We start from the raw sequence: 21,588 nt of genomic DNA on the forward strand, positions 1-21,588 counted from the left end.
AAGTCACTGCCGTCCGCCCCGGTTCGCGGAACGGGCCGATCCCGCGGCCCACAGCGCGGAAGCGGCCAGTGAAACCACCGCGCCAAGGAAGAGGATCCGCACCCTCGACCCCGGAACCGGGTCGGGACGGGGCGGCGGGTGCGGGGGCGCGGCGCCCGCCGGGGCCCCGGGGCTTGCGGCGCCCGCCCAGTTGACGGCGGCGACCGGGTCGACCACGCCGATGCCGATGCCCGGCGTCGACGCCACGGGCGAGGACGTCGCGGCGATGATCTCCCGGACCTCGGCGGGCGACAGCGCCGGATGGCGCGACAGGATCAGCGCCGCCGTGCCCGACACCAGCGGCGCGGCGAAGCTCGTGCCGACGATCGGCGCCGCCCGGGAACCCGTCACCCGGAGGTCCGCCATCGTCTCGCCATCCGGCGCGGGCCCGGCGACGGGACCGCCGGGTGCCGCGACGTCGACCCACTCCGCGGTCACCGCGTAGCCGGCGGCAACGGCCTCTCCGTCGTTGCCCGCCGCCGGGGCCGCGCCCGAACCCGCACCGTTTGCGCCGGTCACCGCCGCACCCGAACCGGCATCGTCCGCACCGCGCACCGCCTCGGCGACGTCCGGGGCACCGGGCGGCACGGCCCCCGGCGGGGCGCACGAGGTCAGCGAGATGTTGATCACCCGCGCCCCCTGCGCCACCGCCGAATCGATCGCCGTGGCCAGCGACAGCAGGGTGCCCTCGTCTCCCGTGGTGTGGCGGATGCTCAGCACGGTCGCCCCCGGCGCGACGCCCGCAATGGAATCCGCGCCGGGCCGACCCGCCGCCAACCCCGCGACGAAGGTCCCGTGGGCGTCGCAATCGTGGAACGCGCCCTCCCCGCCGGTGACGTCGCCGCCGTCGACGACGCCTCCCAACCGCGGGTGATCCGCCACTCCGGTGTCGATGATCGCGATGGTGATGCCCGCGCCGTCGGCCAGGGGCCACGCATCCCGGAACCGCAGCGCCCGTTCGGCGCCGGTCGGTTCGGACAGGATCGCCGTCGATGACGCCGCGGCCTCCGTGCACCGGGTCTGGGCGGCCGGCTGAGGGGCGCCGACGATGGCCGTCGCAAAGCACAGGAGCCCCGCCGACCAGGCGGCGGCGCGCAGGCGCCGGCTCACCGGACCAGCCCCGCCGCCAGCTCGGGGATCCCCGCCACCACGGCCGCGAGCGGCAGGGACACGGCGATGGACACGGCCTCGACGAGCTCGAGCACGCGCCGCATGGTCGGGGTGACGCGCGCGGCGGGCACGGCGGCGACGGCCGTCGCCGCCAGGGGCGGGGCGATGAGGAGCAACGCGATCGGCCAGCGGCCCGCGTCCCATTGCGCCAGCGCGAGACCGATGAGCAGTGCGGCGCCGGCGCAGCCCAGGGCCGCCGACGGGATCAGCCGGGCATGGCCCCGGGACTGGATCAGGCACAGCACCGTCGCCGCCGCGAGCAGCCCCGTCGACCAGCCGTCCGGCGATCCCGCGGCGATCGGCGCGGCCGCCGCGACGAGGACCGCCGCCCACCCCGCGACCATGCCGTCGAGAAGCCGGCCCGCCCGCGAGGCGACGGCGTCGACGGGGTCATCGGGGTCGGGGTCGTCCGGGAAGGGCTCTCCCGCGGCGGGGATGCGCGGCACCCGCACCCCGGCCGCCGCGACGGCGAGACCCGGGGCCGCCGCCACGCCGATCACGGCCAGGGCGATGGTCAACGCGGCGGCGGGGAGGACCTCGCCGGACCAGGCCAGCGCCGCCGCGTACCCGGAGGCGCCGACGGCCATCGCGGCCCCGCCCGCACCGGCCGCGGTCAGCGCCGCGGAGACGTCACGCCGGGCGGGCCACGGCACCAGCAGCGCCGACGACGCGACCAGCGCACCCGGGACCAGGCCCGCGGCGAACCGCCAATCCGCGCCGACGTCGGCGGCGCGGATGCCGGTCAGCACCGCACCGGCCACCGACGCGAACACCAGAACCTGGCAGGCCAGGAACAGCGCCGTCGCGGCGGAACCGCCCCGGCGCAGCGCGATGCGCAGGCCCCCGCCCGCCGCCAGCGCGATCGCGCCCGCCACCCCGGCGGCGAGCACCGGATCCTGCGGCGACATCGCCAGCACCCCGGCCACGGTGGCGACGGTCGCCGCGGACGCCGCGGACAGGCCGACGGCGGCATCTGCGACCCCGACCCCGGGCGCGCCGTCGGCGAGCACGTCGGCGACGTCGATCACCATCGGCGGCGGCGCGGGCCCGGGATCGTCGACGATGACGATGCGGTCGCCGTCGCGCACCCCCGCCCCGGCCAGGCCGGACTCGGGATCGGCGATGGTCCCGTCGGGCAGCCGGGCCCGCCACGACGCCCCCGGCGCGGCGCCGGAGCCGAACATGTCGAGCATCTCGGGCAGCACGGCGGCCACCGGCGCCTCCGCCGGGACGAGCAGATCCGCCCTCCGCGCAGGTCCGTCCCCGGGCAGCAAATCGACCCGGATCCGCAGCATCGACGCCGTCGGCGACATGATTCCCCCAACCCGCGGTGGCCGTCCGCCCCCGCGTCTCCCGTGCGCCCGCTCCCCCGTTGGCCGGGCGCGCCCATCCAGGGTGGCCTATGCTCTGCGTCGCGTCCAGCCGAAGAGGCTGGGTCACTCGGGGGAGGGCTTCGACGATGGGGGATGCGCGCACGCGCTTGACGACGGCCGACGGCGGCACCGCCGCGGCCACGGCACGGGGTGCCGCGGGGACTGCGGTGGCGGGAGCGGCGGCGGGGATGCCGGGGGTGGCGGGGATGGCCGTGGCGATGGAGCCGCGGCCGGCGCCGGAACGCCCGCCGAGGGTGCCCGGGCCGCAGCCGAGGCCGGGGGACATCCGGCCCGATGCGCCGCCGGAGGCGCCGGAAGCGAAGCCGGTGCCGCTGATGCGGGCGCTGCTGCCCGTGGTCATGCTCGTCGCGGTGGTGGGCATGGTCGCGGTGATGGTGGTGTCGGGCTCGGGGCGCAACCCGATCACGTTCATGTTTCCGCTGCTCATGGTGGTCTCGACGTTGGGCATGATGGCCGGCGGTGCGTCGGGCGCGGCCGATGCGGGGCCCGCCCGGCGCGACTACCAGCGGCACCTGGCCAGCGTGCGCCGGGCGGTGGCGGTGGCGGTGGCGGTGGGCATGCAGCGGGCCAGCGTGGTCCACGTCCACCCCGACCCCGCCGATGCCTGGACCTTCGCGGGCACGTGGCGCATGTGGGAGCGCGACCCGGGCGACGATGATTTCGGCGCGGTGCGCATCGGCACCGGCCCCCACGGTCCGGCCACGCCGGTGACGCCGCCTGCGGTGGCCGCCCCGGAGAAGCTCGACCCGGTGTCGGCGGTGGCGCTGCGGCACGTGGTGAGGTCGGCGCGGTCGGTGCCGGATCTGCCCATCGCCGTCGACGTCCGGGCGTTCCCCCTGGTGGCGTTGGGCGGTGACGGGGATGCGGCCCTGGCGCTGGCGCGGGCGATGATCGCGCAGTTGGCGGTGGCCCATCACCCGGAGGACCTGGCCATCGCCGTCGTCGGCGTCGGCCCGGAGTGGGAGTGGGCGAAGTGGCTGCCCCACAACGCCCATCCGCGCCGGGCGGATGCGTCGGGGCCGGCGAGGCTGCGCGCATCGACGGTGCCGGAGCTCGCCGACGCCCTGGCCGGCGTCGATGTGCCGCTGCTCGTGATCGTCGCCGATGGCCGGGACCTGGATCGGGAACCCGGGCACCTGGACGCGCTGCTCGGGATGCGCCCCGCGGCGGATGGCATCGTGTCCGTCCTCGCCGTGCCGGTGGGCGGTGCGGGAGGTGATGGCGGTTCGGGCGGGACGGGCGGTGCCCACGTCGCGGGAGGTGCGGGCGGAGCGGGTGGCCGGACCATGGCCGCCGCCGTCGCGTCGGGTCTCGCGTTGACCGTCTCCGGGGGCCGGGTGCGCGCGACCACCGCCGCGGGTGAGGAGGACATCGCCGCCGCCGACGCGCTCGGCGCGGGCGCGGCGGAGGCGCTCGCCCGGAGGCTGTCGCCGCATGCCCCGAAGCGGGCCAATCGCGATGGCGCCGTGGAACGCGACCCCGTGCTGGCGGAGCTGGATCTGGCGCCGCCGCCGGCGGTGCTGCGCTTCCGCGAGCGCCTCGGTCCCGAGCGCCTGCGCATCCCGGTCGGGCTCGGCGCGGACGGGTCGGTGCTGCACCTGGACCTGAAGGAATCCGCCGAGGGCGGCGTCGGCCCGCACGGTCTGTGCATCGGCGCGACGGGGTCGGGCAAGTCGGAGTTCCTCAAGTCGGCGGTGCTCGCGCTGGCCGCCACGCATGGCCCGGACCAGCTCAACCTGGTGCTCGTGGACTTCAAGGGCGGTGCGACGTTCCTGGGACTGGAGGGTCTGCCGCACGTGTCGGCGGTGATCACCAACCTCGCCGACGAGCTCGTCCTCGTCGACCGCATGCAGGACGCCATCCGCGGCGAGATGACCCGCCGCCAGGAGCTGCTGCGTTCCTCGGGCAACTTCCCGGGCGTCGCCGAGTACGAGGCCGCGCGCCGGGCCGGCCGCACGGACCTGAAGCCGCTGCCGGCGCTGGTCATCGTGGTCGACGAGTTCTCGGAGCTGCTGGGCCACCGTCCGGAGTTCGCCGAGCTCTTCGTGGCCGTCGGCCGCCTGGGCCGTTCGCTGCACATGCATCTGCTGTTGGCCAGCCAGCGTCTGGAGGAGGGCCGCCTGCGCGGGCTGGACAGCCACCTGTCCTACCGGGTGGGCCTGAAGACCTTCTCCGCCGCCGAATCCCGCAGCGTCCTCGGCGTCCCCGACGCCCACCACCTGCCGGCCACGCCGGGCGCGGGTTTCCTCAAGACCGACGCGGGCGCGCCCGTCCGCTTCCACTCCGCCTACGTGTCCGGGCCGGTGCCCGCGGTCGCCGCGGCCGGGCGGCACGGCCCCGGGGCGGCTGCGGGTGCGCGGGTGTCGGCGTTCGCGGCCTCGGGCGGGCCGGCGGTCGACGGCGCCGGCGGCGTGACGACGCATCGGAGACGGCGCGGAACCGGGGGCCGTCGCACAGCATCCTGGATGCCACGGTCGCCGCGATGGCCGGGCACCCGCATGCCGCGCACCGGGTGTGGCTGCCGCCGCTGCCCGCCCGCACCGCTTTGGCCGACGCCGTCGATTCGTCGCTGCCGCCGCTGACGGCATCGGTGGGGCTCATCGACCGGCCGCTGGAGCAGCGCCAGGACCCGTACGTCGTGGATCTGTCGGGCCCCGGCGGGCATGCCGCGATCGTCGGCGCGCCGCGGTCGGGAAAATCTACGGCGGTGCGCACGCTCGTGGCCTCGCTGGCGCTGACGACGCCGCCGGAAAAGCTCCACGTCCACGTCATCGACTACGGCGCGGGTGGCCTGGCGGATCTCGCGGAACTGCCCCACGTGGCGTCGGTGACGCACCGCGGCGACGTCGACAAGCTCAACCGCGTGGTGTCGGCGATGTCGTCGGAGGTCGCCGAACGCGAGGAACGGCACCGCGAACGGGGCTGGCGCACCATCGCCGAGGCGCGGGCCGGCGGGGAACCGGATGTGCTGCTCGTCGTCGACGGGTGGCCGGCGCTGCGGCAGGAACACCAGAACCTCGGCGACCGTGTGCAGGCGATCCTGTCGGACGGCCTGGCCGTCGGCGTGCACGTGGCGCTGACCGCGCACCGGTGGACCGAGCTGCGGCCGGCGGTGCGCGACCTGCTGGGCACCCGCATCGAACTGCGGCAGGCCGAGGCCATCGACTCCGTCATCGACCGCAAGGCCGCGAAACTCGTGCCGGACGCGCCGGGCCGGGGGCTGTCGCCGGACGGATGCGGTGCGCTGATCGCGCTGTGCGGGCCCGACGACGTCGCCGAAGTGGCCCGATCGTGCGGCGCGCGGGGCGACGCCCGGGTCCCGCAGTTGAAGCTCCTGCCAGCGCGGGTCGGCTGGGACGCCGTCGAAGCGGCCGTGGCGTCGGGTGCCGTGGCCGCGGGCCTGGACGAGGACGCCCTGGCGCCCGTGACCTTCGACGCCGACCGTGACCGCCACCTGCTGATCTTCGGGTCCGCGGGCTCCGGGCGCACCACCGCGCTGCGCACCATGATCGCCGGGCTGCTGCGGACGCGGCCGACGCTGAAGCTCCTGGTGGTCGATTACCGCCGCGGACTGCTCGACGCCGTGCCCGCGGACCGCCTGGCGGGATACGCGGGATCGCCGGCGGTGGCCGAACCGATGGTCGCCGAACTGGCCGCGGCGCTGCGCGGGCGGCTGCCGGGCCCGGACGTCACCCCGGAGCGGCTGCGGGCGCGCGACTGGTGGACCGGGCCGGACATCGCGGTGGTGGTGGACGACTACGACCTCGTGTCGGGTTCGCGGGGGTCGCCGCTGACGCCGCTTGGGGGAGTTCATCCCGCACGCCGCGGACATCGGCCTGCACGTGGTGCTGGCCCGGCGCACCGGTGCCGCGACCCGGTCGCTGCATGACCCGGTGCTCGGGGCGGCGAAGGACCAGGGCGCGACGGGACTGGTGCTCGACGGCTCCCGCGACGACGGGCCGCTGATGGGCGTGGCCCTGCGGCAGCGCCCGCCCGGCCGCGGCACGTGGGTCGAACACGGCAAGCCGCCGCGCGTGATGCAGGTGGCGCTGCCGCCGGAGGAAAAGGTCGCGCTGCCGTCAAAGGAAAAGGTGGCGCCGCCGGAGGGGAACGGAGATGCCGATGAACGCTGAAGCCCATCCCGGCCCGCGGGTGCTCCACGCCTGGGGTCCGGCGGCGCGGGGACCGGAGGGGGATGCGGCGACGATCGACGGGTTCGACGCTGCCCCGGATGTCGTGATCACCCCGTCGTACTGGGGCGGCAGGCGCCGCGAGCTGTTCGCGGAGGAGCTGGTCCGGCGCGGTTTCGACCCCCGGATCGGGGATGTCGCCACCGAGCTGATGGGACTGGAGCGCCCCGCCGTGGGGCACAGTTTCCTCGTGGAGGTCGAGCCCGGCCGCATCTGCGTCTCGCGCCTCGACTTCGACTCCGGGCTCGCCGATTCGAGGTTGTCCTTCCGAGGCGGCGACGCGATCGAGATCATCCGCGACGTGGCCGCGGAGTTGCTCGGGGCCGCCGGGGATGCGGTGGGTGATGTGGGCGGCGGGCATGCCGTGGGAATCGGGGACGCCGCCGGCATCGATGACGTGCTCGACCGTTCGGATGCGGAGTTCATCGTCGCCGCGGACGACGACCGCCTTCTTTCGGACATGCGCCGGCGAGGTTGGCTGGCGTTCCCCGTGCCGGTTGAACTGCTGGGGGCGCGGAGGCACGGCTCCGATGGAGACTCCGGCGACGGGAGGGTGGTCGATGGCCCGCCCGCGGTCGAAGACGTTCCCGATGGCCTGGACATCGCCGCTCTGCGCCGCCGCGCCCGCGACCTTTCACGAGCGCCCCGACGGCCGCGCCACCGGCTCCTTCCCGTGCCGTCGCTGGCCGCAGCCGCTCTGGCCTGCGTCATCGCCGCGGTCGCGATCGTCCTCATCGTCGACGGTCCGGTCGGGGCGGCGTGGCGCGACGAAACGGTGGTGGCCGCCGCGGCGGAAGAACCCGACGGAGCCGCGCGCCCGGCGCCGGAAGCGGAGCCCGCGCCGACCGATCCCGCGGCGCCGAAGGCCGGCACGAAACCTCCGGTGCGGGAGCTGGCGGGCAAGGGCGTCCGCGTCGAAATGCCGGAGGGATGGCGCATCGACGCCGCCGCCGGGGCCGATGCACTGGTCCTCGTCGACGGCGGCACCATGCGCGTGCTCGTGTCGGCCGGCCGGTTGCCGGCGGGAACGGACGTCGACGCGCTGGCCGCCGGCCTCGCCGAACACGCGGAGGGAACACCGGGGATGGACGCGGTGCGCCGGGAGGTCCTCGAGGGCCTCGATGTCGTGGTCCACGAGGAACGTCCAGCCGACGGGTCCGTCGTCCTGTGGCAGCACCGGGTGGTCGACGGGTGGCAGATCTCCGTCGGCTGCCAATTCCGCGGCGCGACGATCCCGCAGGTCCGCCCGATCTGCGGCGAAGCAGTGCGCACCGCCGCAGTGGACGAGCGCCGGTGACGGGGGTGGCCCGGGGGAGGGGCGGAAAAAAGATGGAACCGATCGGCGCCGGGGCGCGTCCAATCATGTGGCGGCCGGGGAACGCACACCGGCCACCTGACCCGGTGCGGGGACCTCCGCACCGGAACCCGCGCCCGCGGCAGACGACGCGGGCGACACGATGGGCACGACACGAGAAATAGAGGGGGAATCACATGACCGACGGAATCTTCACCACCGAATCCGGCACGATGAAAACGACGGCGGGGGACGTCGACGGGGTCAACCAGGAAGTCTCCGGCGAGCTGAGCCGGCTCCGCGGCGTCGTCGACGGCCTGGCGGGGGAGTGGAAGGGCCAGGCCAAGCAGGCCTTCGACGACCTCATGATCCGGTGGGACGAGGCCGCGGCGAAGCTGTCCGGCGCGCTCACCGACATCGCCGAGAACATCCGCGCCAACGCCGGCTCCTTCGACGACGGCGAGGAAACCGGCGTGGCGGACCTCAACCGCGTCAGCGCCTCCGGCGGCGGGCTGCTGAACCTGTGACGCCGGCGCCCCACCGGGCACCGCACCGGCCGCCGAGCGGCCACCGAACACCACGACCAACCATCACGAGGGGGACCACATGACCGACACCATCCGCTACCAATTCGGCTCCATCGCCGCCGGCGCAGCCGACATCCGCGCCACCTCCGGGCACATCCAGACGCTGCTCGGCGACCTGAAGTCCCGCATCGCCCCGATGACCGCCACCTGGGAGGGCGATTCGGCGGTCGCGTACGAGGAAGCCCAGCGCAAGTGGGACGACTCCGCCACCGACCTCAACCAGATCCTGGACACCATCGCCCGCACCGTCGAAGAGGGCAACGACCGCATGTCCGACATCAACCGCCGCGCCGCCGCCAGCTGGGGCTGACCGGCCACCGCGCAGCCGTTTCACGAACCGCTGCGCGAACTGCTCGACGGACTGCTTTACGACGGCCGATGCCACCGCCCCGCACCCGGGGCGGATGCATCGGCCGCACCCGTTCACCGGCGCCGACGCGTTTTGGATTGCAGCGGCCGCACCGGTAAAGTAGGCCGCCTGTGTGCACCCCACTCCCGCACGCGCGACGAAACACGCCCCACGCCGGGCGTCGTCAAGCGAAAAAGCGGCGAGCACAACCTCCCCGGGTCTCCACCGGCCGCCGGGGGCAGGGCACGCGGCGCACACCGGCCGGCAGAATCACACGGACCCGTAAAGGAGTCATGTTGTCTACTTTCCACCCCAAGGACGGTGACATCGAGCGCAAGTGGTACGTCATCGACGCCACTGACGTCGTGCTCGGTCGCCTCGCCACCCACGCCGCCGACCTGCTGCGCGGCAAGGGCAAGGCCTACTTCGCCCCCAACGTCGACTGCGGCGACCACGTCATCGTGATCAACGCCGACAAGATCCACATCTCCTCCAACAAGCGGGACCGCGAGATGCGCTACCGCCACTCCGGCTTCCCGGGCGGCCTCAAGTCGATGACCCTGGGACGCTCCCTCGAGCTGCACCCCGAGCGCGTCGTCGCCGAGGCCATCGAGGGCATGATGCCGCACAACAAGCTGTCGCGTCAGTCCATCAAGAAGCTTCACGTCTACGCCGGCTCCGAGCACCCCTACGCCGGCCAGAAGCCCGAGAACTACGAGATCAAGGCGGTGGCGCAGTGACCAACCCCCAGGACACCAACGAGGCCCAGGTCGAGAACACCGAGGCCACCTACGACGACGTCCAGGCTGCGGCGGAAGCCGCCACCGAGGACTTCACCTCGACCATCGGCGAGGCCCTCGTCGATGAGACCGCCGAGGTCGAGGCCGACGACGCCGTCGTCGCCGAGCCCGCCGCCCTGGATCGCCCGATCCAGACCGTCGGTCGCCGCAAGCGCGCCATCGCCCGCGTCAACGTGACCGCCGGCACCGGCAAGATCACCTGCAACGGCCGCGACATCGAGGACTACTTCCCGAACAAGCTGCACCAGCAGGAGATCAAGGACCCGCTGGTCCTGCTCGAGCGCGAGAACCAGTTCGACATCGCCGCCAACATCAACGGCGGCGGCCCGTCCGGCCAGGCCGGCGCCCTGCGCCTGGCCATCGCCCGCGCCCTCAACGAGTACAACCCGGAGGAGCGCGGCCAGCTGAAGAAGGCCGGCTTCCTCACCCGCGACGCCCGCGCCGTCGAGCGCAAGAAGGCCGGTCTGCACAAGGCCCGCCGCGCGCCGCAGTACTCCAAGCGCTAAACCGAAGCTTCGGCTTCGGGTGCCGCCGCCGGTTCGCCGGTGGTGGTGCGGTGCCGCCGGTTCGCCGGTGGTGGTGCGGTGCCGCCGGTTCGCCGGTGGAGTGCTTCACCGAAACGCCCCATCCCGGGTTCGCCCGGGGTGGGGCGTTTTCGCGTTTTCGGGGGTTCGGCGATGCTCGGGTGCGCCCGTTCCCGCCAGCCGGCCTCGCAGATGCGCCAGTTACATGCAGATGCGCCAGTTGCAACGGGCGCATCTGCATGTAACTGGCGCATCTGGAGGAGTGGGGCGCCGGGGCGGGAGCGGGCGCCCGGAGCCGGGGTGTGGAAGGAGGGGTGGGGCGCCGGGGCGCGGGGCGTCGCCTACGCCCCACTGATTTCGCCAGGTGCTCGCCGGTGATCGTCCCGTGGCCGTCCCGTGCGGCGGCGACGAGGTCGGCCGGCGTGGACTCGTCGAGCAATGGAACAAGCTTTCTTCCGCGACGATGAAACCGGCGGTGGTGGCTCGAATCGCATCGACTCGCCGCACGCCATGGTGCCAATAGTGGTACCATAAACGGTGTGATCGAAACGCCGCAGGCCGTCGAAAAGCGGCTTCGGAGAATCAGGAGACGTCCGGATTCCGTCTCGTTCGACGACCTTCGGATCGTGTGCGACCACTTCTTCGAGCGCAGGCCGGGGAAAGGGTCGCACGTGGCCGTCTACAAAATGCCGTGGATCGGAGATCCCCGCATCAACCTGCAACGGGGCGAAGGCGGAAACGCCAAGCCGTACCAAGTCCGCCAGGCGTTGAAGGCGATCGACCGGTTGTTGGACGAAAAACAGTGAGGAGCGACATCATGCGCAGCGATCACTACACCTATCAGGTCGCCTGGTCACCGGAGGATCAGGAGTACGTGGGCACCGTCCTCGAGTTCCGCTCGTTGTCGTGGCTCGCCCCCAATCGCGATGCGGCGCTGAATGGGATCACGTCGCTGGTGGAGGACGTGATAGAGGACATGCTTGAAACCGGCGAGGAGATCCCGACCCCCTACGGCGAACGAACGTATTCGGGCAAACTCCAACTGCGGATGCCGGTGGAGGTTCACCGACGATTGGCTATGGAAGCCGCGAGAGAGGGAGTGTCGTTGAACCGCCTGATCAACAGTCGGTTGACATCCGCGTGAGGCGTCGGCGCAGCTGGTTCGCCGGTGGAGTGCTTCACCGAAACGCCCCATCCCTGGTTCGCTCGGGGTGGGGGCGTTTTCGCGTTTTCGGGGTTCGGCGAGGCTCGGGTGAGTCCTTTCCCGCCAGCCTGCCTCGCAGATGCGCCCGTTTCAGTCGCTTGATCTCGCAAATGCGCCAGTTACATGCAGATGCGCCAGTTGCAACGGGTGCATCTGCATGTAACTGGCGCATCTGGAGGGGTGGGGCGCCGGGGCGTGGAAGGAGGGGTGGGGCGCCGGGGCGGGAGGGGGCGCCGGAGCCGAGGGGAGGGGATGGAGGGCGCGGGGTGTGGCGCGCGGTGCGGCCTACACCCCCACGTATTTCGCCAGGTGCTCGCCGGTGATCGTCCCGCGGCCGTCCCGCGCGGCGGCGACGAGGTCGGCCGGCGTGCCCTCGAACACCACGCGCCCGCCGTCGTGGCCGGCCCCGGGCCCGAGGTCGATGATCCAGTCGGCGTGCGCCATCACGGCCTGGTGATGCTCGATCACGATCACCGACGATCCGCCGTCGACCAGCCGGTCCAGCAGCGCCAGCAGATTGTCCACGTCGGCGAGGTGCAGACCGCTGGTCGGCTCATCGAGGACGAACACCTCGCCGGCGGTCGCGGCCCCGGCTTTCACTGCGGCACTCGCATCACTCGTCGCCGCGTCCGCCTTCACCGCACCACCCTTCGCTGCGTCATTCTTCCCGCCGCCCGACCCCGCCTTCTTCCCGCCGCCGCGCGCACCCGCCTTCCCCGACTTCCGCCCCTTCAGATGCGTCGCCAGTTTCAGGCGCTGACGCTCGCCGCCGGACAGCGTGGGCAGGGTGCGGGAGAGGGTGAGGTAGCCGAGGCCCACGTCGGCCAGTGTGTCCAGGATCTTCATGGCGGCGGGGACCCGCGCTTCGCCGGCGGAGAAGAACTCCAGAGCATCGGCGACGGTCATGGCCAGCACCTCGGCGATGTCGCGGCCGCCGAGCTTGTGCTCGAGCACGGCATCCTGGAAGCCGCGGCCCTCGCAGTCCTCGCAGATGGTGGCGGCGCCGCCGCGGAAGGACACTTCGGGGTAGATCATCCCGGCGCCCTTGCAGGTGGGGCAGGCGCCATCGGAGTTGGCGCTGAACAGGCCGGGTTTGACGCCGTTGGCCTTCGCGAACGCCTTGCGCACCGGGTCGGCGAGCCCCGCGTAGGTTGCCACCGTGGAGCGCCGCGAGCCCTTGATGGGGGCCTGGTCCACGAAGATCACGCTGGCGTGCCCAGTGCCGCCGCCTTGCTTTGCGACGCCGCCGCCCTCCCCGCCCAGCGCCCCGTGGATCAGCGACGACTTCCCGGATCCGGCGACCCCGGTGACCACGGTGAGCACACCGAGGGGCACGTCGACGTCGACGTCGCGGAGGTTGTTCTGGTCCGCGCCGCGGATTTCCAGGGCACCGGCGGCGGGGCGCACATGTTCCTTGAGTTCGGCGCGGTGGTCGAAGTGGCGGCCGGTGAGGGTGCCGGAGGCGCGGAGGCCGTCGACGTCGCCCTCGAAGCGGATTTCGCCGCCCTCGGAACCGGCGCCCGGCCCGACGTCGACGATGTGGTCGGCGATGGCGATGGTCTCGGGCTTGTGCTCGACCACGAGCACGGTGTTGCCCTTGTCGCGGAGCTGCAGCAGCAGGTCGTTCATCCGGGCGATGTCGTGCGGGTGCAGGCCCACGGTGGGTTCGTCGAAGACGTAGGTGACGTCGGTGAGGGCGGAGCCGAGGTGGCGGACCATCTTCACCCGCTGCGCCTCGCCGCCGGACAGGCTGCCGGAGGCGCGGTCGAGCGACAGGTAGCCCAGGCCGATGTCGGAGAAGGATTCGAGGGTTTCCCGCAGCGTCGCCAGCAACGGGGCGATGGTCGCCGACTGCCCCGTCGCGGCGAAGCTGCGGACCCATTCGGCGAGGTCGGTGATCTGCATGGCGGAGAGTTCCGCGATGTTCCTGCCGTGGACGGTCACCGATCGGGCCGTGTCACTGAGCCGCGTCCCGCCGCAGGCCGGGCACGGGCGGAAGACGATGGCGCGTTCCACGAAGGCGCGGACGTGGGGCTGCATCGACTCGACGTCCTTGGTCAGCATCGTCTTGCGGATCTTCGTGATCACGCCCTCGTAGGTGACGTTGATGCCGTCGGCCTTGATCTTCGTGGCCTCGCGGTACAGCAGGTCGTGGAGCTCGGCATCGGTGAAGTCGCCGAGCGGCTTGTCCATGTCGAAGTACCCGGAACCGGCGAATATGCGCCCGTACCAGCCGTCCATCGAATAGCCGGGCACGGTGAGGGCGCCCTCGGAGAGCGATTTCGAAGCGTCGTAAAGCGCCGTCAGGTCGAAGTCGGAGACGGTGCCGAGGCCCTCGCACGCCGGGCACTGGCCGCCGAGGATGGAAAACTCCCGGCGTTCCTTCGTGCCGTCGGCCTTGGTCACCGCGCCCGCGCCCGAGATCGAGGCGACGTTGAAGGAAAAGGCGTTGGGCGGGCCGATTTTCGGCTCGCCGACGCGAGAGAAGAGGATGCGCAGCAGAGCGCCGGCGTCGGTCGCGGTGCCCACGGTCGAGCGGGCGTTGGAGCCCATCGGCTCCTGGTCGACGACGATCGCCGTGGTCAGGCCCGACAGCAGGTCGACGTCCGGGCGCGCCGGCGTGGGCATGAAACCCTGGACGAAAGACGGGTACGTCTCGTTGATCAGCCGCTGCGACTCCGCGGCGATGGTGTCGAAGACCAGCGAACTCTTGCCGGAGCCGGACACTCCCGTGAACACGGTCAGGCGCCGCTTCGGCAGGTCGACGTCGACGGCGCGGAGATTGTTCGCGCGGGCGCCGCGAACCGAGATGAGCCCGTGGGAGTCGGCGGGGTGGGCGGTGGAGGCGGCTGCGCGGGCGGTCGCGTTTGCCGGGTGGACGGTCGCTTCGGACATGGCGGCCTTCGGGGTCGGGGAGGGCGAGCCCCCATTGTCCTCCGGTCGGGGGTGGGCGGGCAACGGTCGGTGCGGGCCGCTGATGTGGGCGGGGGCGGGGGGTGGCACAATGTCGGGATACGGAAATCGGCCCCTTGACCGGGAGGTCGGCACCCGACGATCAGGAGATGCATCTGACATGGCCCGTCTCTTCGGCACCGACGGTGTCCGCGGACTCGCGAACAAGACCCTCACCGCGCCTTTGGCGATGAAGCTGGGGGCCGCGGCCGCCACCGTCCTGACCCGGGGGTCGAACCCTGCCAAGCGCCGCCCGACGGCGATCATCGGCCGCGATCCGCGCGTGTCGGGCGAGATGCTCGCCGCCGCGATGGCCGCGGGTATGGCGTCGAAGGGCGTCGACGTGCTGCGCGTCGGGGTGCTGCCGACTCCGGCGGTGGCGTACCTGACGGACGATTACGGCGCCGACATGGGCGTGATGATCTCCGCGTCGCACAACCCGATGCCCGACAACGGCATCAAGTTCTTCGCCGCCGGCGGCACGAAGCTCGACGACGCCGTGGAGAAGGAGATCGAGCGGGCGCTGCTGGACCTGGAGGAGGGCGGCCCGACGGGCACCGGCGTCGGCCGGGTCATCGAGGAGGCCCCGGACGGGCTGGACCGGTACCTGTTCCACCTGGCCAAGGCGGTGCCGGCGAAGCTCGACGGCATCCGCGTGGTGGTCGACTGCGCCAACGGCGCCGCGTCCGAGGCAGCGCCGCTGGCCTACGCCGCCGCGGGCGCGGATGTGGTGGCCATCCACAATTCGCCGAATTCCTACAACATCAACGACGGCTGCGGGTCGACGCACATCGACGTGCTGCAGAAGGCCGTCGTCGAGCATGGCGCGGATCTGGGCCTGGCCCACGACGGCGACGCCGACCGTTGCCTGGCCGTCGATTCGGAGGGCAACATCGTCGACGGCGACCAGATCATGGCCGTGCTGGCGCTGGCGATGAAGGAGCAGGGCCTGCTGCACCACAACACGCTGGTGGCGACGGTCATGTCGAACCTGGGCCTGAAGCTGGCGATGCAGGACAACGGCATCGAGCTGCGCACCACGAAGGTCGGCGACCGGTACGTGCTGGCGGACCTCAACGCGGGCGGGTATTCGCTGGGCGGGGAGCAGTCCGGCCACGTGGTCATCCCGGATTTCGCCACGACGGGCGATGGCACGCTGACGGGCCTGTACCTGATGGCGCGGATGGCGACGACCGGCAAGTCCCTGTCGGAGCTGGCCGCGGTGATGAAGGTGCTGCCGCAGACGCTGATCAACGTGCCGGTGGCGGACAAGGCCGCCATCGCGGATGCCCCGGCGGTCAAGGAGGCCATCGCGCGGGCGGAGGAGGCGCTGGGCGACACCGGCCGGGTGCTGCTGCGCCCGTCGGGCACCGAGGAACTGTTCCGCGTGATGGTGGAGGCCCCCGACGCCGAAACCGCCCGCCGCATCGCGGGCGAGCTGTCCGCGGTGGTCGCGGCGGTGTAGCTTCCGCGGCCGCGCCCCGGAATCCGGGTTCGCGGGCTGCTTTTCGCTTGACGACGTCCCATGTGCGCGTGGGGCGTCGTCAAGCTTTTTTCATGCTCTTTTCCGTGGGCGCGGTGGGGGCGGCCACCCCCGGACCGGGGCGGCGGGGAATCGGATGGAACCGATGGGGGCCGGGGCGCGTCTAAACGGGGTGCCAGGCGGATGATGCGGATGGCGCGTGCCGCGTGGGGGAATCGAACGCAAGGGAATCGAACGCAGCGGAATCGAGCGAAGGGAAAACAGGAGTGGGGGACGTGAGAGTGGGCGCAGCGGAGATGGGGGAGCGTCGTGGTTGAGTTCGGCGATGGCATGCGGATGTCGGACGATCGGGTGGTGCGCGTCGCGTCGGAGGTGACGGGGCGGGCCGGCGACGGCGATGGCCGGTGGGTCGCGGTGCCGGGGTTCCGGCCGTTCGCGGCGGGCCTGGCCTTCTTCGATCGCGGCGCGCGGTTGGAGGCCGCGGTGGAGGCGATGCGCGGGCGCGGGCGCCGGGCGCACGGCGAGTTGGCGGAGTACGCGCCGGCGGTGGCCGCGCAGTTTGCGGCGCTGGAGGACGCCGATTCGGCGTCGCGCGACGCCGTGGGCCGGATCGATGTGAGCGGAGGGGATTCTGCGTGAACGGGGGATTCATCAGTTCGGGCGCGGCGGGGCTCGGTCCGGTGCTCGGCGCGGCGGATGCGTGCGCCGTGCCGTACGGGGCGCCGCCGCTGGCACCGGTCGCGGTGCCGGAGGTGACCGCGGCCGCGGCGGCCGTCGACGGGTTCGATTCCGGGGCGTTCGGGGCGGTGGCCGATGGCGTGAACGTGGGCTGCGCCGATGCCGCGGGCAACGGTGCCGTGGACTTCGCCGGTTTGGGCGGTGCGGCGGCCGATGCCATGGCCGGTGCGGTGGGCGGCGCCGATGCGGCGTGCCTGGGGCAGTGGACATCGGCGGCGGGCGCCGGGTTCGGCATGAGGTGCGCCGGCGATGCCGCGGCGACCGTGGCCGCGGCGGCGGATGCGTCGATGACGGGCGCGATCGGTGCGGCCGGCGGCGTGATCGCGGCGTGCGAGGGCGCTTCGGCGTTGCCCGGGGCCGGTCCCGGGGCGGCGCAGGTGGCGAGCCAGGTTTCGGCGTCGCTGGTCGACTGCGTCCACGGCATCATCGGGGCGCGGGACGTGTGCGTCGGCGAGCTGCTCGACTGCGCCATCGCGGACGTGGAGGCGTGCGTGGCGGAGTCCGATGCCGCGCCGGTTCCGGAGTGCCCCGAGGTCGTCGCCGACTGTGAACCGGTTGCGTCGCCGGTGCCGTTCGCGCCCGAATCTCCGGCGCCCGTGCCCGGGCCTTCGGTGCCTCCCGCGGGAATGACGCCCGTGTCCGACGGGGCGACGGGTTCGGCCGGCTCCGGTGGTGGTGCGGGGGTCGGCTCCGGCGGCGGTACGGCCGGCGGTGGCGGTGGTGGTTCGGCGGGTGGTTCCGCGGGCGGTGCTGCGGCGGGGCAGCCGATCGCGAACGTGGTCGGCGGAGTGGTCGGATCGATCGCGGCGCAGGTCACGGGTGCCCTGGTCGGTGGCATCGAGGCTGCAGTCAACGGCGGCGGAATGTTGGATCTGTGCATGCCGCCGCAGACGGGCGACTGCGTTCCCGCGCCCGCTCCGACCGAATGCGCGGAGCCCGCGCCTGCTCCAGTGGAATGCGCGGAGCCCGCGCCCGCACCCGCCGAATGCGCGGAACCCGCGCCTGCTCCGGTTGAATGCGAGGAGCCCGCGCCTGCTCCGGTTGCATGCGAGGAGCCGGAACCTCTGCCCGAACCCGAGCCCGCACCTGCACCTGCTCCGGAGCCGGAACCCGAGCCCGAGCCAGAGCCGGAGCCCTGGGAGCCGCCTCCTCCCGCAGGGAAGCTGGAGCACATGAATCTGGGTGACGGCGGGGTCAACAGCGCAGGTGGCGCGGGTGCGCCGGTCGACGCTGCGGGCGGGAACGACGGCGGTGCCGTTTCGACGGCGCCCGCTCCCGGAACCGAACCGGCGCCGAAGCCTGCGCCCGAACCGGCCCCGGAACCCGCCACACCGCCGGCACCGGAGGCCGCTGCCCCTGCCACGGATGAACCGGCGGCGGACTCCGCTTCTGGACTGGGCTCCGAACCGGGCTCTGAATCGGGAGCTGAACCGCGCGCCGGATCCGGAGCGGTGCATGCGCCGTCGGCGGGCGAGTGGTCATGATGGACCCGCTCGCGGGCATGGACCCGCTGCAGCGAGCACGTTACGACGCTGCGGTCCAGCGCTACCACGACACCGTCGCCGCGCACCGCGCGAGGCTCGAATCGGAACTGCGCAAAGCGAAGGACGCCATCGCCGAACTCAACCGCCGGCACGACCCGAAACGGCGGGCCGCGAACACCGGCGAGAGTGCGGGAGCCAATGGCGCCATTGCCGGGGATGCCATGGCCGAGGGTGCCTTTGCCGTGGACGTGGCCTCAGAGAACACCGCTGCAGGGAACACCATGGCGAGGGACACCGTAGCCGGGGAACGCGACCGGCGGACCCGCGACGGGAGTCGAATCGCCGGTGGCCCGGTGCGGTCGATCCTGAACAAGGGCGGCTGACCGGGATCGGGTGGGCGTCGCAAAGCAAAAGGCACGGGATCAACCGGAGCGGAGCAGGCGAAAAACAAGAACCGCCGCCCGGGAGGCCGGGCGGCGGGAAAAGTGGAATCCGAAAACGGAATCCGAAAACTAGGAGCGCGGCTGGCCGGGCAGCGGCATGTACTCGGTCTCCGGCAGCTGATCGCGCAGCCACTCCAAGCTGCGGTTGGTGATGCCCTTGATCTTCGTGTCCGGCTCCGCGAAGGCGGCATACTTCTTGTCGTCGCCCACGGTCGCGAGAATGAAGCCCGTCAGCGCCGAACGGGTGATCTCCTGCTGCTTCACGTTCGACTTGGAGAAGCCCAGCAGACGCTCGCCGAGCGACGTCTCGGAGAAATCCTCCTGCTCCGCGCGATCGACCTCGCGGAAGATGACGTCATCCGCCCAATTCACCGCCAGCCGCTTCGGGTTGCCGCGGTCGAGCCACTGATTCTCGCCGGGGCCGAGCACCAGGCCCGGGCACCGCACGTTCGTCGCGGCGGCCTCGGCCGACGGCGACGTATCCGCCGGGAACACGCAGGACACTGACCTGATGTTGTCGCGGCCCGCCGCGGCCAGCACCGCCGCGCCCGCGCCCATGCCGTGACCGGCCAACCCCAGCTTCGCCGGGGACACCGTCACCTCGCCCTCGCCCAACCGGACGCCGCCGAGGATCTGCAGGGCCGACTCCAGATCGTTGGCCAGCCCGCGGTGATCGGCCACGAAACCGATCTCGGTGTTCGGGGCGGCCACCGCGATTCCCCACGACGCCAGATGGCGCAGCGTCGCGTGGTAATGCTCCACCGGCGCGCGCCAGTCATGGCCGAACGCGATGCCGGGAACGCCCTTGCCCTTCGCCGGCGTGTAGACGACGCCGGGCAACCCGACGTAGGACAGATCGCCGACGAGGACGCGGTGCGGGCCGCGCTTCGACAGATTGGAGACGAGGGTCTTCAGATTCTCAGCCACGAAAACCAGCATATCGGCAATGCCGAAACCCATGTGTGCCAGCGACGGAAACGCGAGCGCGAATTTCCCCTTTTCTCGATGCGGGCAACGCGGCCCCGCCCGGTTATCCTGTACGGCATGTGCGGAATCGTTGGATACGTGGGACGGCAGCCGGCGCTCGACATCGCGGTCGAGGCGCTGCGGAGGATGGAGTACCGGGGCTACGACTCGGCGGGCATCGCCGTGCTCGACGGCGACGGCGGCGTCAACGTCGAGAAGAAGGCCGGCAAGCTGGCCAACCTGGAAAACGAGCTCGACGCCACCGGCCGCGACCGCTTCGTCGGCGCGACCTGCATCGGCCACACCCGCTGGGCCACCCACGGCCGCCCGACCGACTCGAACGCCCACCCGCACCTGTCCTACGACGGCAAGGTCGCGATCGTCCACAACGGCATCATCGAGAACTTCGCCCCGCTGCGCGCCGAGCTGGAGGACGCCGGCGTCGAGCTGAAGTCCGACACCGACTCCGAGGTCGCCTGCCACCTGCTGGCCCGCGCGTACAACGGCGAAGACGGCTCCGGCACCGCCGGCGACTTCGAGGCCTCCGCCCTGGCGGTGCTCAACCGTCTCGAGGGCGCGTTCACGCTGCTGTTCACCCACGCCGATCACGCCGACCGCATCATCGCGGCCCGCCGCTCCACCCCGCTGATCGTGGGCGTCGGCGGCGAAGGCATGTACCTGGGCTCCGACGTCGCGGCGTTCATCGCCCACACCAAGGAGGCCGTGGAGCTGGGCCAGGACAACGTCGTGGTCATCACCGCCGACGACTACCGCATCATGGGCTTCGACGGTTCGGAGCAGACCGGCCGCCCGTTCACCATCGACTGGGACCTCGCCGCCGCGGAGAAGGGCGGCTACGACTCCTTCATGATCAAGGAGATCCACGAGCAGCCCGGCGCCGTGCGCGACACGCTGGCCGGCCACCTGGTCGACGGCCGCATCGTCCTCGACGAGCAGCGCATGACCGACCAGGACCTGCGGGACATCGAGAAGGTCTTCGTCATCGCCTGCGGCACGGCGTACCACTCGGGCCTGCTGGCCAAGTACGCCATCGAGCATTGGGTGCGCATCCCGGTGGAGATCGAGGTCGCCTCGGAGTTCCGCTACCGCGACCCGGTGCTGGACCGCCAGACGCTGGTCGTCGCCATTTCGCAGTCCGGCGAGACCGCCGACACCCTGGAGGCCGTGCGCCACGCGAAGTCGCAGGGCGCCCGCGTGCTGGCGGTGTGCAACACCAATGGCGCGCAGATCCCGCGCGAGTCGGACGCGGTGCTGTACACCCATGCCGGCCCGGAGATCGGCGTGGCGGCCACGAAGTCCTTCCTGGCGCAGGTCGCGGCGAATTACATCGTGGGCCTGGCGCTGGCGCAGGCGCGCGGCACGAAGTACCCCGACGAGGTCACCCGCGAGTACCGCGAGCTGGAGTCCATCCCGGACAAGATCGCGCAGGTCGTGGAGATGCAGGAGCAGGTCTACGACATCGCCCGCGAGCTCGGCGCGATCCCGACCATGCTGTTCCTGGGCCGCCACGTCGGTTTCCCGGTGGCGCTGGAGGGCGCGCTGAAGCTCAAGGAGCTGGCGTACATCCACGCGGAGGGTTTCCCGGCGGGCGAGCTGAAGCACGGCCCGATCGCGCTGATCGAGGATGATCTGCCGGTCGTCGTGGTGGTGCCGTCGCCGAAGGGCCGCGCGGTGCTGCACTCGAAGATCGTGTCGAACATCCAGGAGATTCGTGCCCGCGGAGCGAAGACGATCGTCATCGCGGAGGAGGGCGACGAGAAGGTCCGCCCGTTCGCGAATTACCTCATCGAGATCCCGGAGTCGTCGACGCTGCTGCAGCCGCTGCTGTCGACCATTCCGCTGCAGTTCCTGGCGGCGGAGATCGCGCGCCAGTGCGGCAATGAGGACATCGACAAGCCGCGCAACCTGGCCAAGTCGGTGACGGTGGAGTAGTTCACCTGCGGCCTTGCG

General features: G+C 72.3%; 19 protein-coding genes. 15 read left to right on the forward strand and 4 right to left on the reverse strand.

The annotated features are described in order from the left end of the window. Nucleotides 1-3: 3 nt before the first annotated feature. Together CHAN_RS02050 and eccD are read right to left on the reverse strand one after the other, a co-directional pair. Nucleotides 4-1,149: a S8 family serine peptidase gene (locus CHAN_RS02050; protein ID WP_290291216.1), complete on the reverse strand. Its 1,146-nt coding sequence runs from the start codon at nucleotides 1,147-1,149 to the stop codon at nucleotides 4-6. After that, nucleotides 1,146-2,522: a type VII secretion integral membrane protein EccD gene (gene eccD, locus CHAN_RS02055; RefSeq protein ID WP_290291219.1), complete on the reverse strand. Its 1,377-nt coding sequence runs from the start codon at nucleotides 2,520-2,522 to the stop codon at nucleotides 1,146-1,148. Before eccD ends, CHAN_RS02050 begins: the two co-directional genes overlap by 4 nt. A 146-nt stretch (nucleotides 2,523-2,668) precedes the next feature. Here eccD and eccCa point away from each other — a divergent pair, with 146 nt between their 5' ends. The 10 genes from eccCa (at nucleotide 2,669) to CHAN_RS02105 (ending at nucleotide 11,491) form a co-directional block, all read left to right on the forward strand. Continuing rightward, nucleotides 2,669-5,185, forward strand: a complete 2,517-nt coding sequence (gene eccCa, locus CHAN_RS02060) for a type VII secretion protein EccCa (RefSeq protein WP_435384053.1) — start codon at nucleotides 2,669-2,671, stop codon at nucleotides 5,183-5,185. Next, the gene (gene eccCb, locus CHAN_RS02065) at nucleotides 5,086-6,492 is read left to right on the forward strand and encodes a type VII secretion protein EccCb (protein ID WP_290291221.1); all 1,407 of its coding nucleotides are present in this window, start codon (nucleotides 5,086-5,088) and stop codon (nucleotides 6,490-6,492) included. Before eccCa ends, eccCb begins: the two co-directional genes overlap by 100 nt. Then, a complete protein-coding gene (locus tag CHAN_RS02070; protein ID WP_290291223.1) occupies nucleotides 6,404-6,736 on the forward strand; it encodes a hypothetical protein in 333 nt (110 codons plus the stop codon). The genes eccCb and CHAN_RS02070 overlap by 89 nt, the downstream gene beginning before the upstream one ends. Beyond that, nucleotides 6,726-8,090, forward strand: coding sequence for a type VII secretion-associated protein (locus CHAN_RS02075; protein ID WP_290291225.1), 1,365 nt, complete (start codon nucleotides 6,726-6,728; stop codon nucleotides 8,088-8,090). The genes CHAN_RS02070 and CHAN_RS02075 overlap by 11 nt, the downstream gene beginning before the upstream one ends. A 194-nt stretch (nucleotides 8,091-8,284) precedes the next feature. Continuing rightward, nucleotides 8,285-8,614 (forward strand): WXG100 family type VII secretion target, encoded by a 330-nt coding sequence (locus tag CHAN_RS02080; protein WP_048740135.1) that lies wholly within the window; start codon nucleotides 8,285-8,287, stop codon nucleotides 8,612-8,614. Between the two features lie 79 nt (nucleotides 8,615-8,693). Next, nucleotides 8,694-8,984 (forward strand): WXG100 family type VII secretion target, encoded by a 291-nt coding sequence (locus CHAN_RS02085; protein WP_048740137.1) that lies wholly within the window; start codon nucleotides 8,694-8,696, stop codon nucleotides 8,982-8,984. A gap of 335 nt (nucleotides 8,985-9,319) precedes the next feature. Next, nucleotides 9,320-9,763: a 50S ribosomal protein L13 gene (rplM, locus tag CHAN_RS02090; RefSeq protein ID WP_048740271.1), complete on the forward strand. Its 444-nt coding sequence runs from the start codon at nucleotides 9,320-9,322 to the stop codon at nucleotides 9,761-9,763. Then, entirely contained in the window at nucleotides 9,760-10,329 is a 570-nt protein-coding gene (gene rpsI / locus CHAN_RS02095) for a 30S ribosomal protein S9 (protein WP_048740139.1), read from the forward strand. The genes rplM and rpsI overlap by 4 nt, the downstream gene beginning before the upstream one ends. Before the next feature lie 557 nt (nucleotides 10,330-10,886). After that, entirely contained in the window at nucleotides 10,887-11,153 is a 267-nt protein-coding gene (locus CHAN_RS02100) for a toxin HicA (protein WP_290291231.1), read from the forward strand. An 11-nt stretch (nucleotides 11,154-11,164) separates the two neighbouring features. After that, nucleotides 11,165-11,491 carry a type II toxin-antitoxin system HicB family antitoxin gene (locus CHAN_RS02105; RefSeq protein WP_290291233.1) on the forward strand — a complete coding sequence of 109 codons (327 nt, stop codon included), beginning with the start codon at nucleotides 11,165-11,167 and terminating at the stop codon, nucleotides 11,489-11,491. 345 nt (nucleotides 11,492-11,836) lie between these two features. On the opposite strand, the gene CHAN_RS02110 is transcribed toward CHAN_RS02105, so the two are convergent. After that, complete coding sequence (locus tag CHAN_RS02110; RefSeq protein ID WP_290291235.1) at nucleotides 11,837-14,446, reverse strand: excinuclease ABC subunit UvrA; 2,610 nt, start codon at nucleotides 14,444-14,446, stop codon at nucleotides 11,837-11,839. Nucleotides 14,447-14,624: 178 nt separating this feature from the next. Between CHAN_RS02110 and glmM the strand changes: the two genes are divergently transcribed. The 4 genes from glmM (at nucleotide 14,625) to CHAN_RS02130 (ending at nucleotide 18,591) form a co-directional block, all read left to right on the forward strand. Then, nucleotides 14,625-15,968, forward strand: a complete 1,344-nt coding sequence (gene glmM / locus CHAN_RS02115) for a phosphoglucosamine mutase (RefSeq protein ID WP_290291238.1) — start codon at nucleotides 14,625-14,627, stop codon at nucleotides 15,966-15,968. 354 nt (nucleotides 15,969-16,322) lie between these two features. Beyond that, the gene (locus CHAN_RS02120) at nucleotides 16,323-16,625 is read left to right on the forward strand and encodes a hypothetical protein (RefSeq protein ID WP_290291239.1); all 303 of its coding nucleotides are present in this window, start codon (nucleotides 16,323-16,325) and stop codon (nucleotides 16,623-16,625) included. Further along, complete coding sequence (locus tag CHAN_RS02125) at nucleotides 16,622-18,208, forward strand: hypothetical protein (protein ID WP_290291241.1); 1,587 nt, start codon at nucleotides 16,622-16,624, stop codon at nucleotides 18,206-18,208. The genes CHAN_RS02120 and CHAN_RS02125 overlap by 4 nt, the downstream gene beginning before the upstream one ends. Then, nucleotides 18,205-18,591: a hypothetical protein gene (locus CHAN_RS02130; protein ID WP_290291244.1), complete on the forward strand. Its 387-nt coding sequence runs from the start codon at nucleotides 18,205-18,207 to the stop codon at nucleotides 18,589-18,591. Before CHAN_RS02125 ends, CHAN_RS02130 begins: the two co-directional genes overlap by 4 nt. A 129-nt stretch (nucleotides 18,592-18,720) precedes the next feature. On the opposite strand, the gene CHAN_RS02135 is transcribed toward CHAN_RS02130, so the two are convergent. Further along, nucleotides 18,721-19,578, reverse strand: coding sequence for a dienelactone hydrolase family protein (locus tag CHAN_RS02135; RefSeq protein ID WP_048740273.1), 858 nt, complete (start codon nucleotides 19,576-19,578; stop codon nucleotides 18,721-18,723). A 117-nt stretch (nucleotides 19,579-19,695) separates the two neighbouring features. On the opposite strand from CHAN_RS02135, the gene glmS reads away from it, so the two are divergent. Then, entirely contained in the window at nucleotides 19,696-21,570 is a 1,875-nt protein-coding gene (gene glmS / locus CHAN_RS02140; RefSeq protein ID WP_290291248.1) for a glutamine--fructose-6-phosphate transaminase (isomerizing), read from the forward strand. Nucleotides 21,571-21,588 lie beyond the last annotated feature (18 nt).

It is taken from the genome of Corynebacterium hansenii, assembly GCF_030408795.1.
GTDB lineage: Bacteria > Actinomycetota > Actinomycetes > Mycobacteriales > Mycobacteriaceae > Corynebacterium > Corynebacterium hansenii.

Bases quoted from the DNA above. Each gene is read 5' to 3' on its own strand.
- eccD (WP_290291219.1), bottom strand. From the start codon at position 2,522: ATGTCGCCGACGGCGTCGATGCTGCGGATCCGGGTCGATTTGCTGCCC.
- eccCa (WP_435384053.1), top strand. From the start codon at position 2,669: ATGGGGGATGCGCGCACGCGCTTGACGACGGCCGACGGCGGCACCGCC.
- eccCb (WP_290291221.1), top strand. From the start codon at position 5,086: ATGGCCGGGCACCCGCATGCCGCGCACCGGGTGTGGCTGCCGCCGCTG.
- CHAN_RS02075 (WP_290291225.1), top strand. From the start codon at position 6,726: ATGAACGCTGAAGCCCATCCCGGCCCGCGGGTGCTCCACGCCTGGGGT.
- CHAN_RS02080 (WP_048740135.1), top strand. From the start codon at position 8,285: ATGACCGACGGAATCTTCACCACCGAATCCGGCACGATGAAAACGACG.
- CHAN_RS02085 (WP_048740137.1), top strand. From the start codon at position 8,694: ATGACCGACACCATCCGCTACCAATTCGGCTCCATCGCCGCCGGCGCA.
- CHAN_RS02105 (WP_290291233.1), top strand. From the start codon at position 11,165: ATGCGCAGCGATCACTACACCTATCAGGTCGCCTGGTCACCGGAGGAT.
- CHAN_RS02110 (WP_290291235.1), bottom strand. From the start codon at position 14,446: ATGTCCGAAGCGACCGTCCACCCGGCAAACGCGACCGCCCGCGCAGCC.
- glmM (WP_290291238.1), top strand. From the start codon at position 14,625: ATGGCCCGTCTCTTCGGCACCGACGGTGTCCGCGGACTCGCGAACAAG.
- CHAN_RS02120 (WP_290291239.1), top strand. From the start codon at position 16,323: ATGTCGGACGATCGGGTGGTGCGCGTCGCGTCGGAGGTGACGGGGCGG.
- CHAN_RS02130 (WP_290291244.1), top strand. From the start codon at position 18,205: ATGATGGACCCGCTCGCGGGCATGGACCCGCTGCAGCGAGCACGTTAC.
- glmS (WP_290291248.1), top strand. From the start codon at position 19,696: ATGTGCGGAATCGTTGGATACGTGGGACGGCAGCCGGCGCTCGACATC.